This window comes from Fretibacterium sp. (genome assembly GCF_057312375.1).
The window spans coordinates 37,841-55,125 of sequence record NZ_DBHLDX010000002.1 but is presented as its reverse complement, the minus strand read 5'-3'; the positions used below and the strand labels follow the sequence as shown (position 1 = coordinate 55,125).

Sequence of the window (17,285 nt, the reverse complement as noted above, 5' to 3'; positions counted from 1 at the left end):
GGAAGTCGGTTTGGTCGGCGCAGTCCTCATCCTCCTGATGATCCTCTTCATCATGGTGATGGGCAAGCTGGTGTTGAACTTCGACACGGGAATGCTGGTGCTGATCGTTGCAATGGCCACGACCATCGTCTACGTCGGCGTCTATCGCTTCACTTGGGACTTCATGTTCAAGGAAGGCGTCATCCCCATGGTGGCGCGGGCCTCGGGAGCAATCCTGATCCTTCTGATCGTCGGGCCCATGATCGCCATCTGGATGGCGGCCGGGACGGTCCCCTACATGATCAACTTCGGGCTCTCCATCCTGAAGCCTCAGACCTTCCTGGTCTCGGCCTGCCTTGTCTGCGCCATCTCCTCCGTGCTGACGGGAACCTCCTGGGGCTCGGCGGCCACCTTCGGCGTGGCCTTCATGGGCATCGGACACGGCCTGGGCATCTCCCCCGCCGCCACGGCGGGCGCCATCATCGCGGGCAGCTACTTCGGCGACAAGGTCAGCCCCATCTCCGACACGACGGTGCTGGCAGCGGCCACCGCGGAGACCGACGTCGTCGCTCACATCCGGTCCATGCTGTGGACCACCGTCCCCGCGTTCTGCATCGGCCTCGCCGTCTACGCCTGGGCCGGTTCCAGCGCTGCGGACACCATGGACATGACCCGCATCAACGAGATCGTCCACGCCATCGACGGCTCCTACAAACTTACTCCCCTCGTCCTGCTCCCTGCCGTGCTCCTTCTGATCCTGGCCTTCATGGGCTTTCCGACGATCCCCGTCCTCTGGGCCTCCATGGCCTCGGCCGTGCCGCTGGCGATGATGCAGGGACACGGGCTGTCGGATATCGTCAAGATCATGGCGAGCGGCCCCAAGGCGGCCACAGGCCTGGAGGTCGTCGACAAGCTCCTGAGCCGCGGAGGGCTCTCCTTCATGTCCTCCTCCGTGACCGTCGTGTTCTTCGCCTACATCTTCGCGGGACAGCTGGAGTGCACGGGCACCATCCGGGTCGTGACCTCGGCCATGAAGGAGCGCTTCATCCGGAGCAGCGTTGGACGCCTCGTGTTCTCCACCTCCCTGACGGGGATCATCACGGCCCTCGGCACGGGGAACTCCTACCTCAGCATCATCATGCCGGGAACCATGTACCGGGACCTCTTCGACGACTTCGGCATCCAGCGCCGCGTCCTGTCCCGCACCCTTGAGGATTCGGGCACCGTGTTCGTGCCCCTGATCCCCTGGTCCGCGGCGGGCGTCTACATGTACGGGCTCTTCAACGTCCCCGTGCTGGAGTACGTCCCCTGGGCCGTGATGTGCTATTGCGGGTTCCTGCTGGCCTGGCTCTACGCGTTCTGCGGCTTCGCCATCTTCAGGACGGAGCCGAAGGACGGATCTCAGGCCAGGGGACCTGAGGCCACACTCTGATGCCGCGCAGGACGGGGACGCTCAGATGACGCACCCACTGCTGCTGAAGCACGTAGACCTCTACGCCCCGGAGCACGTCGGGGTCAGGGACCTCCTGATCCTTGGCGGACGGGTGGCCGCGGCGGAAGCGGACCTCACCGTCAACGTGCCGGACCTTGAGACGATCGACGCCCGCGGGGCCATCGCGGCGCCGGGCATCGTGGACCACCACAACCATTTCGGCGGCGCAGGGGGCGAGGGGGGCTTCAACTTCCGGACCCCGCCGGCTCAGCTCTCCACCTTCGTGAAGGCGGGGATCACGACCGCCGTCGGGCTCCTGGGCACCGACGGCTACAGCCGTTCCCTGACGGAGCTGCTGGCCAAGGCGCGCGCCCTCGAAATCGAAGGCCTGAGCACGTGGATCTACACCGGCGCCTACCAGCTTCCGGGGCCGACCATCACCGGCAGGACGGGCACGGACATCGCCTGGATCGACAAGGTGATCGGCTGCAAGATGGCCCTCTCCGACCACCGTTCCTCCCACCCCTCCCCGGAGGCGATACGGGCCCTGGTCTCCGACGTGCGGGTCGCGGGGATGCTCTCCGGGAAGCGGGGGGTCGTCTGCGTCCACATGGGAAGCGAGGGGACGGGGCTCAATCCCCTGCGGGAGGCCGTCAGGGGGACGGACGTCCCTCTCACCCAGTTCATGCCGACCCACGTGAGCCGCTGCCAGGAGCTCCTGGCCGATGCGGTCCGCTGGGTCCAGGAGGGGGGAGCCGCAGACCTCACCGCCGACGAGAAGACGCCGGACGCCGTCGCCCAATTCGCCTCCGAGGGGTGCGACCTGTCGCGCGTCTGCTTCAGCTCGGACGGCAACGGCAGCATGCCCCGCTTCGACAGCGCAGGGAACTTCGCGGGGATGGGCGTCGGGGACCCGGCCTCCATCCTGCGCGCCGCGGCGGCCTGCCGGGAGCGGTCCGCCGCCCCGCTCGAAAGGGTCTTCGCCTTCATGAGCGCCAACCCGGCGGCCCTCCTGGGCCTGCCCCGCAAGGGACGGCTTGAGAAGGGCCAGGACGGCGACGTGATGCTCCTCGACGAGGACCTGCGGCTGAGGACCCTCGTCGGGCGAGGGCGAGTGATGATGCGGGACGGCGAGGTGCTGGCCCGCGGGACCTTTGAGCCCCAGGAAGGGTAACGAACGGGGGAGGGCCTGATGCCCTCCCCCGCGCTTTTTTGCTTTTTCCCGCTCAGCGAAGCGGCTATTTGCCGCCCGTCATCATCAGGGCAAAGACCTTGGCGTTGTTGACGATGTACGGAATCTCCGTGAACTCGTCCGGCTGGTGCGCGACGCCGCCGCACTCCTGGGCCCAGACGGCCGCGGGGATGCCGTTGCGGCGGAACACGGCGGCGAAGGTGCCGCCCCCGATGCCCCCCGTCCTCGGCTTCAGGTGCAGGACCTCCTGAACCGCCCCGGAGATCAGGCGGACGATGTCGCTCGACTCGTCCGTCGGCTTGGCCGCGTCGCTGCGGTTGACGTTGAGCTCGATCTTGGCACCGGTTCGGGCCTCCACGTCCTTACGCACCTTCTCCACCACCTCAAAGGCCCGGTCCAGGTCCACCGACGGCAGGACGCGGCAGTCGAACTCGAACTCTTCGCGTCCCGGCACGGTGTTCGTGTTGGGCACGTTGGCGAAGCGGCGCGTGGGCTCAAAGGTGGACACGGGCGGCTCGAATCGGGCGTCCTCCTCAGGGAAGGCCTTGTGCAGGGCCTCATCGACCTCCACCGCCAAAAGGTTGGCCACACGGCAGGCGTTCAGCCCCTTGTCGGGGATCGCAGCGTGGGTCTGATGGCCCAGCACCGTAAAGCTCAGTTTCCACCCTGCCTTCTCCGCGATCTCGATGAAGTCACCCGCATCGTTGCCGCTGTCCGGCGCGATGACGAGGTCGTCCTCGCGGAACAGGTCGCCTCGCTCGAACAGCGGGATCAGGCCATGGTGACTCCCCATCTCCTCGTCGCAGACAAAGGCGAGGTACACCGTGTACTCCGGCTCCACGCCGGCGTTGACCAGGGCCTTCAGCGCAAAGAGCGACGCGATGAGCGCCATCCCGTTGTCGCTGACGCCGCGACCATAGAGGCGCGAGCCCCGGACCTCCGGCTTGAAGGGGTCCAGAGACCAGACGGCGCGGTCCCCCTCCGGCACGATGTCCATGTGTGAGAGGATGCAGAGGCGGCGCTTCTGCCGTCCCGGCCACTCCAGAAAGAGGGAGGGGCGGTTGCCCGTGGGCGACTTGGGGTCGTCCACGAACTCCCAGCGGACCTTCCCCAGTCCCAGTTCCGCGACCAGCTTCTCGATTTCCTGCGCCTTGGGCTCCTCGCCCGTCCCCCCGTTGTGGGGGGAAACGGCGGGGATCCGACAGATGCGGCTCAGGGCCGCAACCATGTCGTCCCTGAGCCGCTCGACTTCCGTTAAAACCTTGTCGTTCACCAGAAAACTCCTCCCAAAAAGACGCCTACAGGAAGAGCCCGCGCAGCTCCACCACGTCGGCGACGCGCTGGATGGCGGCCATGGTGGCTGCACGGCGCATCGTGACCTTCTTGGCCTCCGCGTAGTCCCAAACGCGCTTGAAGTTGTCCTTCATGATGTGGATCAGGCGGGTGTTGTACTCGTCGGCGGTCCAGAAGAAGCCCTGAAGGTTCTGGGCCCACTCGAAGTAGGAGCCGATGACGCCGCCCGAGTTGGCCAGGAAGTCGGGCACCAGCTTCACGCCCGCGTCCGCCATGATCTTGTCGCCCTCCGGCGTGGTGGGGCCGTTCGCGCCCTCGACGACGTACTTCGCCAACACCTTGCCCGCCGTGTCCTTGTTGATGACGCCGTCGCGCGCGCAGGGGAACAGGAAGTCACACTTCGTGAACAGGACCTCGTCGACCTTCTCGCAGTTCCCGACCTTCTCGAACCCGTTCAGGAGCTTCTTGGGGTCCTTGTCCTTCACCTCAAAGGCCTTCTCGATGTCGATGCCCTTCTCGGAGTAGTAGGAGCCCGTGATGTCGCTGATGCCGACGACCTTGACGCCGTTCTCCTGCAGCGTCTTGGCCGTGTAGCTGCCCACGTTGCCAAAGCCCTGAATGGCGGCGGTCATCTTCGTGGGGTCCTTGCCCAGCGCCTTCATGAACTCAAGCCCGCAGGTCGCGACGCCGCGACCCGTGGCCTCGTTGCGCCCCTTGGAGCCCCAATAGGAGATGGGCTTGCCCGTCAGGATACCCGGCTCCAACTGGCCGTGCATCTTGTTGATGGTGTCCAGGATCCACACCATCTCGGGGCCGCCCGTGTTCATGTCGGGGGCGGGCACGTCCGTCCAGGAACCGATGATGGGGGCAATGCGCGCAGCGAAGGTGCGGGTCATGCGCTCCTTCTCCTTCTTCGACATGTTGAGCGGGTCGCAGCAGATGCCGCCCTTGCCACCGCCGTAGGGGATGCCCGCCAGGGAGCACTTCCAGGTCATGAGCATGGCAAGCGCCTCGCACTCGTCGATGTCCACCGCGGGGTCGTAGCGAAGGCCGCCCTTCGCAGGCCCAAGGGCCGTGGAGTGCTGCACGCGATAGCCCTTAAAAACCTTCACGGAGCCGTCGTCCATCTCGGTGGGCACGGAAACCTCAAGCCTGCGCTCCGCATGGCTCAGGATGGAGATCAGCTTCTCGCTGAGCCCCATCTCGTCCGCCGCGCCATAAAATTCCTGAAGCGCCGTATCCAGCAGTACGTTTTCAGCCTTTCTTCTCTCAGCCATTACGTCATGCACCTCCACGATATTTTGAGCTCCCATCGCTGGGAAAATAAAAGATAATAAGAGTAAAGAACGAACACCGCGACAGCCCCTGGACGGAGCGACCTCGCAACGTGTCTAAAGGATATCACAAAAAGGAGAAAAGCGTGCGGAAATTCCGTTTTTACAGGTCAAATTCCCCTTCGTCCTTCTCCTCATCCTCCCCTGTATCCTCGACGTCCGCTGGCTGCGCGGCCTCGAAAAGCGCCTCCCCCTCCTCCGTCAGGATCGTCACCCTCCGCTCCGCCCTCTGGAGCAGCTTCTCGCTCTTTTTAACGAGGGCCACTCCCTCTTCAAAAACCGCCAGCGCCTCGTCCATCGACATCGGCTCGGACTCCAGGCGTTTTGCGATCTCATCCAGACGCGCCAGATTTTCTCCGAACGGCATATCCTTTCCCTCCCGCAAGGTCAAACGAGATAACGATCTCCACGTTATTGGTTGCCTTGCGTTATTGTAGCAGGTCGCGGCGCAAAAAACGGACGGGGCGTTTACGGACGACGACATCGTCTTCTGCAACTTTTTAAGATCAGTCAGCGATTCTCCAAAAGTTGTGATAAAATTCTAGAGTTAATTTTGAGGATCGCTCGGCGGAGCGGGGAGGCATCGGGAAGCGCTCCCTCCCCCACGCCCGATGCAGGGAGGAAACGATCATGGCAAAGTTCTGTCAGTGCTGCGGGCGCGGGCCCGCTTCGGGAAACGCGGTGAGCCACTCGAACCGGCACACCCGTCGTCGTTGGCTCGTCAACCTTCAGAGCGTTCGCATCGACGCGGGCGACGGTACGACGTTCAAGGTGCGGGTCTGCACCAAATGCCTGAGGTCCGGCTTCGTCCGGAGGGCAATGGCCACCACGGCGCCGGCTGAGGCGTAAACGGATTCGGGGCTCCTGTCGGAGCCCTTTTTTTGTATGTGGTCTGAGCGGCGGTCGCGCCCCCTCTTCACCGAAGCCTGGGCAAAATTTTGGGGCGGCCCTGGCGGACTGCCCCAAACCTGCGTCACTACGCCCTGACGTCCAGTGAGCCGCCAAGCCCCATGGACTTGAGAAGCTGCGCCATCATGTCCTTCTGGGCCTCCATGACGTTCTGCAGCATGGAGGTCTGGACCGCCTGAGCCGTCCGCGCCGAGGCCATCTCCATGGAATACCGCGCGACATCCGCCGTGATGTCCACCATCGCTCACCCCCTTCGGCAGCACCCTGTCCACTTTGCAGGCCAGAGCCGCTTTGTTTATGATAGCACATCCGAACCGCGGCGCGGACGAAATGAAAGCGTTTGAGCTGATCGAGCGGCGCCGCAGCCGCAGAACCCGAAAGGAGGGGGCGCAGAGGTCATGGACGAAAAGGGCGGACTGTTGCTGATCCAGCAGAAGGACTACGATCAGGTGGGCATCGATGCGGCGGTGCGGCGGGCCTTTGACCATTTTGGCGGCGCATCGAGCCTCGTGAAGCGCGGAGATCGCGTGCTCCTGAAGGTGAACCTGGTGGGCGGGCACGCGCCGGAGCGCCGCGCCACGACGGACCCCTCCGTCGTCCGCGCCGTCGCCCGCCTGCTGCTGGACTGCGGCGCAAGGCCCTTCATCGCGGACAGCCCCGGCATCGACGCCTTCCATGAGGCCGCGGAGCGAGCCGGCTTCGCGGGCGTCGCACGGGAACTGGGAATCTCCTGCGTGGAGCTGACGGACCCCGCGCCCCTGAAGACCTCCGAGGACTCCCTCTTTCGGAAGATCGACGTGAGCCGCCTGGTCCTCGAGGCCGACGCCATCGTAAACCTCCCCAAGATGAAGACCCACGGACAGATGCTCCTCACCCTGGGCGTCAAGAACCTGTTCGGGTGCGTCGTGGGGCGCGCCAAGGCCGCATGGCACTTCGACGTGGGCTTCGACCGGGATCGTTTCGCGTCCCTCCTCCTGGACATCGCGGGGGCCGTGGCCCCCTGCCTGACGATCCTCGACGGCGTCGTTGGGATGGACGGAGAGGGGCCCACCAGCGGCCGCCCCAACCCCTGGGGCGTCGTGGCGGCCGCCCGCGACCCACTCCTCATGGACCTGCGGCTTTGCCGCATGATGGGCGTCCGCCTCGAGGACTTTCCCCTGTACCGCGCCGCCAGGCAGCGGCGCCTTCCCCAGTGCGCGCTGAACGACGCGGACGTCGCAGGCGACCTTCCGCCGGACCACGTCTTCAGCGTCAGGCTCCCCGCCCAGGGCAGCCTGCGCCTCCTGCCTCGCCTGCCCTTTTTGGAGCGGGCCATGACGTCCCGCCCCATCCAAATCGCGGAGCGGTGCATCGGCTGCGGGCGATGCGCGGAGGTCTGCCCCGCAGACGCGCTGATCCTCCGCGGCAGAACGCTCCGGTTCGACTACGGCAAGTGCATCCGTTGCTACTGCTGCCACGAGATGTGCCCCGTCCGCGCCATCGCGTTTCGAGAGAGCCCCCTCGTCCGCTTCAGCCGGCAGATCGAACGGTTGGTCGGATGGTTTCGGTGAAAGCCGGTTTGCCCAGCGGAGGCCCTTGTGATAGAATTCTCAAATTGAATATTTTATCGAGAGCACGGGGAGAGAGTCAGCTCGACGATCCTGCGCCAACCTGTTCGATGCGTCGTTCAAGGTGGTCCTGCTGACAGCGATAAGTGGAGCTTTGTCGTTTTTCAGGGAAACGCCGTCCATGGTCGCAGGGGCGGCGTTTCCGTTTTGCAGGGGGCGCCGGACCGTTCCGCAGCCGCGCTGCGTCATAATGAAAGGAGTTGCCGTCACCGTGAAGAAGCTTTTAGACATCCCGACGCCGAGCTACACCTTCGAGATATTTCCCCCCAAGGGCTCGACAAGCCTCGAGGGGACCTACGCCACCATCGACAACCTGGCGAGCCTCGGCCCGGACCTCATCAGCGTCACCTACGGCGCGGGCGGGACCAGCCGCGACAACACCGTGAGGATCGCCTCGGGCATCCAGAACAAGTACAGCATCATGGGCGTGGCGCACCTGACCTGCGTCGGGGCCACGCGGGCAAACATCGGGGAAATCCTGGACGAGCTCACGGCCGCGGGCGTCCGAAACGTCCTGGCCCTGCGCGGCGACCTGAAGGACGAGAATGACCTGGGCGAGTTTCACCACGCCTCGGAGCTCGTCGCCTTCATCAACGAACGAGGCAGCGACTTCGACCTGTTCGCCGCCTGCTACCCGGAGAAGCACCTGGAGGCCCCCAGCATGGGGACGGACCTGCATCACCTGAAGGAGAAGTGCGACCTCGGCGTGAAGGCTCTCATCTCGCAGCTGTTCTTCGACAACGACACGTTCTTCTCCTTCCGGGACAAGGCTCGCGCCATCGGCATCAAGCAGCCCATCATCGCGGGCATAATGCCCATCACCTCGCCCCACCAGATCGAGAAGATGATCACCATGTGCGGCGCCAGCGTACCCGCGCGCGTGCAGCGCTTCGTCGACGCCTACGGGCACAACTCTGGGGCCATCAAGGAGGCGGGCATCGCCTACGCCACGGATCAGATCATCGACCTCCTGGCCCGCGGGGTGGAGGGCATCCACCTCTACACCATGAACCAGGCGGACGTCGTGCGCCGCATCGACGAGAACATCCGCGCCATCCTCTACTCCATGAGGGTCAAGAGGTCCTGAATGCACCCCACGCAGGCCATGATCGACGACGCGCTGCGCTTCATGCGCGTTCCCCTAAACCAGCGCAGCGGAGAGCTCGCTGAGCAGGTGAGGCGGACCTTTGAGGAGCTTGAAGGCGTCGCGCGGCCCCGGGGCGTTTCCCGGCGCTTCCCTTTGGAGCTCCTTGCGGACGGCCTGGGCGTCGCCGTCGCGGGCTTCACCATCCAGAGCCGGGACCTGGCCAGGCTCCTGGCCCAATCCAGCGAGTGCTGCCTCATGGCGGTGACGTTGGGCAGCGAGGTGGACCGCGCCATCTTGAGGGCTCAGGCGCGGGACATGCTGGGAGGCGTCATGCTGGACGCCTGCGCATCCGTGCGGGCGGACGCCCTCTGCGACGAGGAGGAAGGGAAGATCGCCGGGGACCTGAAGGAGGGGGAACACCTCACCATGCGCTTCAGCCCCGGCTACGGCGATGCCCCCCTGCAGGCCTCGGCGGACGTCATCGCGGTTCTGGACGCGACGCGGCGCATCGGCCTCGCCATGACGAAGCGCTTCATGATGACGCCCGTCAAATCCGTCACCGCCATCATCGGCGTGTCGCTTCAGGACACGGACCGGACGCGCGGCTGCGGAACCTGCTCCGGGCGGGAGACGTGTCCCTACAGAAAGAGAGGAGAAGGCTGTGGACTTTGACCTTGGACATCTGAGGACGAGAGGGCCGCGCCCCAAGGAACTGGGGCGGGACATCCTGTTCTTCGACGGGGGCATGGGCACCATGCTTCAGGCGCGGGGACTGAAGCTGCGCGAGCTGCCGGAGTCCCTGAACCTCACCCACCCCGACCTGATCCGGGATATCCATCGGGAGTACGCTGCGGCGGGCGCCGACTTCATCACCACGAACACCTTCGGGGCCAACCCCTTCAAGCTGGAACGAGAGGGGCTCTCCGTGGACGCGGTGGTCCCCGCCGCGGTGCGGCTGGCGCGGGAGGCGGCGGCGGAGACGGGGGCGCTCACCGCGCTCGACATCGGCCCCACGGGGCGCGTGATGGCACCCCTGGGGGACGCCTCCTTCGACGATGTCTACGACGCGGTGGCCGCACAGGTGCGCGCCGGCCGCGACGGGAGCGACGTCGTGCTGCTTGAGACCTTCACCGACCTGCGCGAGCTTCGGACGGCCCTCCTCGCCGTGAAGGAAAACTGTAGCCTGCCCATCCTGGCCACCATGAGCTTTGAGGAGGGCGGGCGCACGTTCTTCGGCGCCACGGTCGCGTCCATGGTCATGACGCTCGAGGGCCTGGGCGTCGCCGCCCTGGGGGTGAACTGCTCCCTGGGGCCGGAGCAGCTCCTCCCCATCGTCCAGGATATTTGCGCGCTGGCCCACGCGCCCGTCATGGTGCAGCCCAACGCGGGCCTGCCCGTGATGCGCGACGGAGCCTCCTTCTACGACGTGACGCCGGACGAGTTCGCAGAGGCCGCCGTCCGGTTCGCGGAGATGGGTTGCGCGATCCTTGGAGGGTGCTGCGGGACGACGCCGGCGCACATTGCGAAGGTGGCTGCCGCCGTGCGCGCCGCACGGCAGGAGGTCGCACCCCGTTCCGTCCCCGACAGGACCTGTATCTGCACGCCGGGCGTCGCCGTTTCCTTCGGCACGGACTTCGTCATCATCGGTGAACGCCTGAACCCCACGGGGAAGAAGGCCCTCCAGGCCGCCATCCGCGCGGGGGACATGGACTACGTGCTGAAGGAAGCGCTGAAGCAGCAGGACCAGGGGAGCCACGTGCTGGACGTCAACATGGGGCTCCCCGACGTGGACGAGCCGGCCATGCTGCGGCGGGCCGTCGAGGAAATTCAGGCGGTGGTCGACCTCCCGTTGCAGCTGGACTCCCCGAACCCGGCGGCGCTCGAAGCCGGCGCCCGTGCCTATAACGGCAAACCCCTCCTCAACTCCGTCAACGGCAAGGAGAAGAGCCTGGAAACGGTGCTCCCCATCGCCAAGAAGTACGGAGCCTGCGTTCTGGGGCTGGCTCTCGACGACGACGGAATCCCCGACTCAGCCGAGGATCGTTTGGCCGTGGCCCGGCGCATCGTCCGGGAGGCGGAACGGCTGGGCATCCCCCGCCGCGACATCCTGATCGATTGCCTGACCCTCACGGCCTCCGCGCAGCAGGACCTGGTTCGGGAAACGCTCCGCGCCGTGCGGATGGCGAAGGAAGAGCTGGGCGTTTCCACCGTGCTGGGGCTCAGCAACGTGTCCTTCGGCCTGCCGCGCCGGCCGCTGATCAACCGGACGATGTTCGCTGCGGCGCTGATGCAGGGCCTCGACGCCGCCATCATCAATCCAGGGGACATGGGCATGAGGGAGACGCTGGCCGCGTGGCGCCTGCTGAGCGGCATCGACCGGGAGGCCCACGACTACATCGCCTACTGTCAGGCGCACCCGGAGCCGACCGCTGCGCCCTCGGCACCCGTCCCGACGGAAGGAGCCGGGGCCTCCCCCGCCGCCGCGGGGGGGCTGGACGAGGCCATCGTCCGTGGGCTGAAGGAGGAGGCCGCCGCGGAGACGGACAGGCTCCTTCGAGACCTGGCCCCCCTGGAGATCGTGGAGAAGCACATCGTCCCGGCCCTCGACTCCGTGGGGCGGGAGTACGAGGCGAAGCACCTGTTTCTGCCGCAGCTGATCAAGTCCGCCGACGCCGCCAAGGCCGCCTTTGAGCGCCTGAAGACCGCTCTGGCCGCCTCCCCTCAAAAGGACGCGGAAACGGCGCTGGGGCCCATCGTCCTCTGCACGGTGTACGGCGACGTACACGACATCGGCAAGAACATCGTCAAGGTCATTCTGGAGAACTACAACTTCAAGGTGGTTGACCTGGGTAAGGACGTGCCGCCGGAGCAGGTCGTCGCCGCGGTCCGGGAGAGCGGCGCGCGCGTCGTGGGGCTCAGCGCCCTGATGACGACGACCGTCGCCAGCATGAAGGACACGATCGAGCGCGTCCGCTCGGAGTGTCCCGGCGTGAAGGTGCTGGTGGGTGGCGCGGTGCTGACACCGGACCTGGCGCGGTTCACGGGGGCGGACTTCTACGCGCGCGACGCCATGGAGAGCGTTCGGATCGCCTCGGAGCTCCTGAAGGACAAGGGGGCGTGAACCTGGGGAAAAAACGGCCGGGGCGGGTATAATTTTAACGTAGGGCTACCCCCGAAAAAGAGGTGCCCCCGGACTGAACTCCGGCATCCGGGAAGGTTGGGAAGGCCGGCCATTTATTAAGGAGGCAATCGACGTGCGCAGACTCACGCAGAGGGCCGCCCTCCGGGGCGCGACGGCAGCAGCGGCAATCGTCGCTTTGGGGACGCTCCTGCTCAGGGGGCTTGCGCTGCCCTGGAGCGAGGAGGGGGCTCTCTTCGCCGTCTACGGCGCCGGGGTGGGCTTCGCCCTGGCCATCCTGGGCAGCATGGGGCTCCTGTGGCTCTGGGAGCGGAAGAAGCGCCGCGGAGGCGGCCTTTGAGGGAGGGTTCTCCGTCATGTCCATGAAGTCGTCGCCGCGCCGGTTCTTCCTCGCCGCAGCTGCCGCCTGCATCGCCCTCACGGCCCTCGCCGCGCGGCGCCTGGGCGGCTTCCTGACCGTCTATCCAATGTGGCTCCTCTGCTGCAGCGTTTCAACGTTTCTGTTCTACGGCTTCGACAAGGTCCAAAGCAGGCGCGGAGGGTGGCGCGTGCCGGAGGCCGTGCTGCACCTCCTGTCGCTGGCCGGAGGTTTTGCGGGCGCCCTCTGTGGCAGGCAGCTCTTTCGCCACAAGACCCAAAAACCGGCCTTCCTCGTCGTCATCGTCCTCTCGGCCGTGCTGCACCTCGCCTTCGCCCTCTGGCTGCTGACGCGCCAGGGCTAACCCATGGGCGTCCGCATCCTGCCCTACCTTCGAGGCTCCGGCCTCTCCTCCCTGATCCGGGAGCTTCTCCCCCTGGGCAACTCCCTGCGCTTTATCGTCCCCTCCCGCAAGGACCGGGAGTGGTGGTTCCTCCGTTCCGGCCAGGGGCAGTTCGGCCCGTTGGGCGAACGGGAGGACATCCTGTGGACCTGGCAGGACCTCTACGACGACATCGCCTCGACGCCCGGTGTGCACGCCCGGCGCGCCATCTCTCCCCCCGATCACCTCCTCATCCTGCGCTGCCTGCTTCAGGAGGCGCTTCAGGACCGGCCGGACCTCGTGAAGCAGTGGCCGGGCGTAGGCCGCGCTGGCTTTCTCGACATCCTGTCCAACGACGTGCAGGAGCTGATGAACGAGGCCGTGCGGCCGGACCAGATGGAGGCGGGTGACAACCCCGTCGCGGCCCTGCTGCGCGACGTCTACGCACGCTTCCTGGACTACCTGCACCGGAACGGCCTCCTGGACAGCGCGGAGATCTGCACGGCCGCATCGGAGCTCCTGGGGCAGATGGGGGACGGATGGGGCGCCGACCTGACGCTGGCCTTCACGGGCTTTCTGTCCTTCACCCACGGGCAGCTGGAGCTCGTGAAGGCCCTGGAGGCACGCTGTCGCGAGCTCGTCATCCTGAAGCCGGAGTCGGGGCTGGGGGACTTCTACGACGCGACGGAGCAGCTGGCCAATTACACCTGGCAGCTCGGCGCAGAGAGGTCCAGTGGCCGGATCGTGGAAACGCCGGTGGAGGAGCCCTCCCTGGAGCCGGAGGCCGTCGCCCGGGCCCTGGCCCTCTGGGCCGCCGGTGCGGGGCCGCTGGCAAGCGTGATGGACTTCCCCGGCTTTGCCTCCATCGGCGTCATGTCCACGCCGGAGGGCATCGAGGACATGACGGACGCGCTGACGCGCTACGAGGTTCCCTTCTTTCCCACCCTGGGCGTGAGCATCGACCGGACGCTGCCGGGGCGCATCCTGTCCGCCATACGCCTGCTGGACGAGCAGCGCTTCCCCACCTGGGACACCATCATGCTGCTGACGCAGCCCTGCTTCGCGGGCTCCCCCTTTCCCGCGGAGCGCACTCTGCGGGCCGGCCCCAGTGGCCTCACGGGCTGGACGCGCTACTTGTCCAGGGCAAGCCAGGACGAGCCGGTCAAGGCCGCAGAGGCCTCCATGCGCGCCGTGGCCCGCCTCTGCCGCGCCGTCCGGAAGGGCGGCACGCCCGCCCTTCTGATGGCGGAATTTTATCGGTTCCTGACGGCGAAGGGGCTCTGGCTGGACCGCATGGCCGACATCTCCTGCCCGGAACTGGACGAGGAGGTCCGGACCACCGCCTCCGCCATCGAAACGGTGCGGGAGAAGATGTTGAGCCTTCGCGAGCTGCTGCCCGACATCGGGCCCGTCGGACGCACCCCTCTGAAGGACCGGGACGCCTTCGACTTTCTGGAAACCTGGTGCCGGGAGAGCCACACCCGGGCTCCCATGCCCCTGTCCGGCGCCCTCCGGCTCTACGCGGGGCAGCCGCCGGTGCTGGCCTCCCACTCTGTGTGGATCATGACCGGTGTGACCCAGCGGACGTGGCCCGGCCGCTCCCAGAGCTCCCCCCTGCTCGACGCCTCGGAGCGCCAGCGACTGGACCGGAACGGCGTACACATGCCCTCCCCCCAGGAGAAGGCCGTGCAGAGGGAGGCGCTCTTTCGCCGCCTGCTCCTGACGGGAGAGGACCTGACCCTGATCTACCGCTCCCTGACGGACGACGCGGGACACCCCATGCCCCCCTCCCCCTTCGTGTCCCGCCTCCTGGAGGACGCCCGCGGCCTGTGGACGAGGACGGAGCTCCCCGTCGTCCCCCTGGAGAGCCTGACCCAATACGAGGACTTCTTCCCCGACGTCGACCCCGACCCCAAGGCGTCGGTTGATCGACGGCCCCAAAGCCTTCACGGGATGCAGCGGGATGTATCCGAATCCGGACAGGACACGCTGGCCGTCAGCGACCTCCAGGGCCTGCTGACCTGCCCCCTGCGCTGGTGGCTGGAGCGCAGGGCGCGCCTGCACGAGCGCCGCATCGAGGTCGCCACGGCCTCGGAGTGGGGGGTGCTGACGCACGCCTTCTGGGAAAGGACGTGGCGGCGGTTCGGACAGGACCCCGAAGCGGACTTCGCCGCGCTGGCCCGCGAGGAGTGGGCCAAGCTGGAGGCCGCGGACGAGTCCTACGCGGAGTATGAGCGCTTTGCAGAGGACCGGCGGCTGGCGCGCCGGATGGGGATCCTGCGCTTTCGCGCCCTCCGCCTTGGAGAGGTGCAGCAGCGCATCATCCAACGGCTGCGGGACACCGGCTTCAGGCACCAGGGGATATGGCTGGAGGATGACGCAAGGCTCTCCACCGCGAGGGAAGGCGTAACGTTCCACGGGCGCTGCGACCGGGTGGAGCTCCTGGCGGACCCCGACGGCCGGACGTGCGCGGTCATCACGGACTACAAGAGCCGCAGAGCCGCCGTCTACGACGAGGGGGTGAAGTCCCTGCCTGCAAGGAGCTGGAACGTGGACGGACGGGACCGGTTCCGGTTCGGGCTCCAGCTCTCGGCCTACGCGCTGATGTTCCAGGAGCGCTATCCCGACGTCCCGTTGAAGGGTCTCTGCTTCCTCGGCATGGCGGACGGTCGGGCGGCCGGCACGCTGGCGCCGGAGCTCCAGCCCCTGTTCGCGGAGGAGGCCGAAGCCCCCAAGAAGCTCCTGGCCTCCATGGAGGACCGCATGGAGGAGGCCGCCTGCGCCATGCGCTGTGCCGCCGCGCTGCTCCTGGCAGGAGAGTTCGAGCCGTTCTACGACTCCCCGTCCTGCCGCGTCTGCGACATGAAGGGCATCTGCCGACGGGGCGAATTCCACGGCGAGGCGCTTTCTGTGGAGGACGACGCGGAGCCCGCAGCCCTGCTGGAGTAGTTCCGTCGGTGCAAAAAATAAAAATCCCTAAAATTCCCGACTTTTTGATCCAGCCTATGGGTTTTACGCGACAGGTACACTATAATTAAGAGTGGAAAGACTTGGCGCGTGGCGTTCTTACTTTGAATCCTTGGGATCTCGGCATTTTTAAGGGGCTAAAGGGAATATGGGCATTATGAAGGACCATCGCTTCAAGAGCATAGGCTTCAAACTGGGTCTGATGTTCTTCCTCTTCGGTGCCGTCATCATCGCGTCGATCTTCGGCATCATGCTGAGGATCGTCACCCAGATGGAGGAGGCTCTGATCGCGGATCGACTGAACGCGGACATCAACTACATCAGGGACCTGATCGGCGATGGAGATTGGAACGTCCGGCACGGCGCCATCTACCTGGGCGACACCCTGGTGGGCGACGGCACGGAGGCCCTGGCCAACCTGCGCCCCTTCCTGTATCACGAACGCAAGACGGGCACGTTCTCCTACGTGTTCATCCGCAAGGACGGCGGCAACCTCTCACATGTTGCGGGAACCTCCACCGGAAAGGAATACATGCAGGGACCCTATCTGCGCGTGGCGGGGAGCACGAAGGACTTGGAGGGACACTCCATCGTCGGCACCTACATCGACAAGCGGGTCTCGGACATCTTGGACGCGACAGGCGTCTACTCCGGCGAGGCCAACGTGGCGGGCAGCATGATCTACTGCCGCTACGAAGTGCTGAGGAACGACGACGATCAGGTCGTCGGCTGCATTGCCGTAGGCCGCAGCATTGCGGAACTGCAGAAACAGGTGAACAGCGTCATTCGCACGATGGCGATCAACATCGTCCTGGCCATCCTGTTCCTGGGCTTCATCCTCTTCCTGCTCATCAACCGGTGGACCTCCACGATCGGAAGGGTCGTGGCCTATCTGAAGGTCATCGAGATGGGCGATATCCCTGCAAAGCCCCTGACCTCCCAGACGGAGGACGAGATGACGGCCCTCGTCACGGGGATCAACCTCATGGTTGACGCGCTCAGGGAGAAGGAGATGCTGAGGCTCAAGTCGGAGACCGACCAGCTCACGGGGCTGGCCAACCGTTTCGGTCTGAACCGCCGCTTCGAGGAGTTCTTCGAGGACTGCTACCACAACCAGCGCCCCCTCACCGTCGGCATCCTGGACATCGACTTCTTCAAGCCCTACAACGACAACTACGGCCACCAGGCCGGAGACCGGTGCATCGTGGCGCTGGCCGACGCCCTGAAGGACCTCGAGGGGAAGGAGCACGTCTTCTGCGCGCGGTTCGGCGGCGACGAGTTCCTCCTGATAGGCAACGGGCTCGACCTTTCGGACGTTCAGCGCATCGCACAGGAGATCAAGGACGCGGTCGCAACGCAGCGCATGCCTCATGCCCACTCGAAGGTCGCAGACGTCGTGACGGTTTCACAGGGCTACTGCTGGGGCGTCCCTCTGGAGTACAGGAAGCTGAACGACTTCATCTACGTGGCGGACAGCGCGCTGTACGAGGTGAAGAGGGGCACGAAAAATGACTTCAGAATCGTCCACCTGACGGAGGGCTTTCAGCCGGTGGACACGGACAAGGCGGAGTAGCAAAAAGCAAACGAGGGGGCGGACTTCGGCGGT

The 17,285-nt window shown here is 65.9% G+C and carries 15 protein-coding genes; 11 read left to right on the top strand and 4 right to left on the bottom strand.

The genetic code is table 11. The annotated features are described in order from the left end of the window. Together nhaC and iadA are read left to right on the top strand one after the other, a co-directional pair. On the top strand, positions 1-1,411 hold a 1,411-nt coding region (gene nhaC / locus ACO41U_RS00865), incomplete at its 5' end, for a Na+/H+ antiporter NhaC (RefSeq protein WP_485941088.1). Positions 1,412-1,436: 25 nt separating this feature from the next. Then, positions 1,437-2,585 (top strand): beta-aspartyl-peptidase, encoded by a 1,149-nt coding sequence (gene iadA, locus ACO41U_RS00860; protein WP_485941087.1) that lies wholly within the window; start codon positions 1,437-1,439, stop codon positions 2,583-2,585. Between the two features lie 64 nt (positions 2,586-2,649). On the opposite strand, the gene ACO41U_RS00855 is transcribed toward iadA, so the two are convergent. From ACO41U_RS00855 to xseB, 3 genes are all read right to left on the bottom strand, one after another. Then, positions 2,650-3,876, bottom strand: a complete 1,227-nt coding sequence (locus tag ACO41U_RS00855) for a M20 family metallo-hydrolase (RefSeq protein WP_485941086.1) — start codon at positions 3,874-3,876, stop codon at positions 2,650-2,652. 25 nt (positions 3,877-3,901) lie between these two features. Then, positions 3,902-5,173 carry a Glu/Leu/Phe/Val family dehydrogenase gene (locus ACO41U_RS00850; protein WP_298778741.1) on the bottom strand — a complete coding sequence of 424 codons (1,272 nt, stop codon included), beginning with the start codon at positions 5,171-5,173 and terminating at the stop codon, positions 3,902-3,904. 160 nt (positions 5,174-5,333) lie between these two features. Beyond that, positions 5,334-5,597 (bottom strand): exodeoxyribonuclease VII small subunit, encoded by a 264-nt coding sequence (gene xseB, locus ACO41U_RS00845; protein ID WP_298779213.1) that lies wholly within the window; start codon positions 5,595-5,597, stop codon positions 5,334-5,336. Between the two features lie 263 nt (positions 5,598-5,860). On the opposite strand from xseB, the gene rpmB reads away from it, so the two are divergent. Further along, positions 5,861-6,079, top strand: coding sequence for a 50S ribosomal protein L28 (rpmB, locus tag ACO41U_RS00840; RefSeq protein WP_298779211.1), 219 nt, complete (start codon positions 5,861-5,863; stop codon positions 6,077-6,079). A 127-nt stretch (positions 6,080-6,206) separates the two neighbouring features. Here rpmB and ACO41U_RS00835 read toward each other — a convergent pair whose 3' ends face one another. Further along, the gene (locus tag ACO41U_RS00835; RefSeq protein ID WP_485941085.1) at positions 6,207-6,380 is read right to left on the bottom strand and encodes a putative motility protein; all 174 of its coding nucleotides are present in this window, start codon (positions 6,378-6,380) and stop codon (positions 6,207-6,209) included. Between the two features lie 157 nt (positions 6,381-6,537). On the opposite strand from ACO41U_RS00835, the gene ACO41U_RS00830 reads away from it, so the two are divergent. From ACO41U_RS00830 to ACO41U_RS00795, 8 genes are all read left to right on the top strand, one after another. Next, positions 6,538-7,689, top strand: a complete 1,152-nt coding sequence (locus ACO41U_RS00830) for a DUF362 domain-containing protein (RefSeq protein ID WP_485941084.1) — start codon at positions 6,538-6,540, stop codon at positions 7,687-7,689. A gap of 268 nt (positions 7,690-7,957) precedes the next feature. Further along, complete coding sequence (gene metF / locus ACO41U_RS00825; RefSeq protein WP_298779206.1) at positions 7,958-8,833, top strand: methylenetetrahydrofolate reductase [NAD(P)H]; 876 nt, start codon at positions 7,958-7,960, stop codon at positions 8,831-8,833. After that, the gene (locus ACO41U_RS00820) at positions 8,834-9,505 is read left to right on the top strand and encodes a vitamin B12 dependent-methionine synthase activation domain-containing protein (protein WP_298779204.1); all 672 of its coding nucleotides are present in this window, start codon (positions 8,834-8,836) and stop codon (positions 9,503-9,505) included. Beyond that, entirely contained in the window at positions 9,495-11,954 is a 2,460-nt protein-coding gene (locus ACO41U_RS00815; RefSeq protein WP_485941083.1) for a homocysteine S-methyltransferase family protein, read from the top strand. Before ACO41U_RS00820 ends, ACO41U_RS00815 begins: the two co-directional genes overlap by 11 nt. 133 nt (positions 11,955-12,087) lie before the next feature. After that, a complete protein-coding gene (locus ACO41U_RS00810; protein WP_298779201.1) occupies positions 12,088-12,312 on the top strand; it encodes a hypothetical protein in 225 nt (74 codons plus the stop codon). Between the two features lie 16 nt (positions 12,313-12,328). Then, positions 12,329-12,694, top strand: coding sequence for a DUF1294 domain-containing protein (locus tag ACO41U_RS00805; protein ID WP_298779199.1), 366 nt, complete (start codon positions 12,329-12,331; stop codon positions 12,692-12,694). 3 nt (positions 12,695-12,697) lie between these two features. After that, positions 12,698-15,661 carry a PD-(D/E)XK nuclease family protein gene (locus ACO41U_RS00800; protein WP_485941082.1) on the top strand — a complete coding sequence of 988 codons (2,964 nt, stop codon included), beginning with the start codon at positions 12,698-12,700 and terminating at the stop codon, positions 15,659-15,661. Between the two features lie 166 nt (positions 15,662-15,827). Then, entirely contained in the window at positions 15,828-17,252 is a 1,425-nt protein-coding gene (locus ACO41U_RS00795; protein WP_485941081.1) for a sensor domain-containing diguanylate cyclase, read from the top strand. Positions 17,253-17,285: the final 33 nt, after the last annotated feature.

Bases quoted from the DNA above. Each gene is read 5' to 3' on its own strand.
- iadA (WP_485941087.1), top strand. From the start codon at position 1,437: ATGACGCACCCACTGCTGCTGAAGCACGTAGACCTCTACGCCCCGGAG.
- ACO41U_RS00850 (WP_298778741.1), bottom strand. From the start codon at position 5,173: ATGGCTGAGAGAAGAAAGGCTGAAAACGTACTGCTGGATACGGCGCTT.
- xseB (WP_298779213.1), bottom strand. From the start codon at position 5,597: ATGCCGTTCGGAGAAAATCTGGCGCGTCTGGATGAGATCGCAAAACGC.
- rpmB (WP_298779211.1), top strand. From the start codon at position 5,861: ATGGCAAAGTTCTGTCAGTGCTGCGGGCGCGGGCCCGCTTCGGGAAAC.
- ACO41U_RS00835 (WP_485941085.1), bottom strand. From the start codon at position 6,380: ATGGTGGACATCACGGCGGATGTCGCGCGGTATTCCATGGAGATGGCC.
- ACO41U_RS00830 (WP_485941084.1), top strand. From the start codon at position 6,538: ATGGACGAAAAGGGCGGACTGTTGCTGATCCAGCAGAAGGACTACGAT.
- ACO41U_RS00820 (WP_298779204.1), top strand. From the start codon at position 8,834: ATGCACCCCACGCAGGCCATGATCGACGACGCGCTGCGCTTCATGCGC.
- ACO41U_RS00805 (WP_298779199.1), top strand. From the start codon at position 12,329: ATGTCCATGAAGTCGTCGCCGCGCCGGTTCTTCCTCGCCGCAGCTGCC.
- ACO41U_RS00800 (WP_485941082.1), top strand. From the start codon at position 12,698: ATGGGCGTCCGCATCCTGCCCTACCTTCGAGGCTCCGGCCTCTCCTCC.
- ACO41U_RS00795 (WP_485941081.1), top strand. From the start codon at position 15,828: ATGGGCATTATGAAGGACCATCGCTTCAAGAGCATAGGCTTCAAACTG.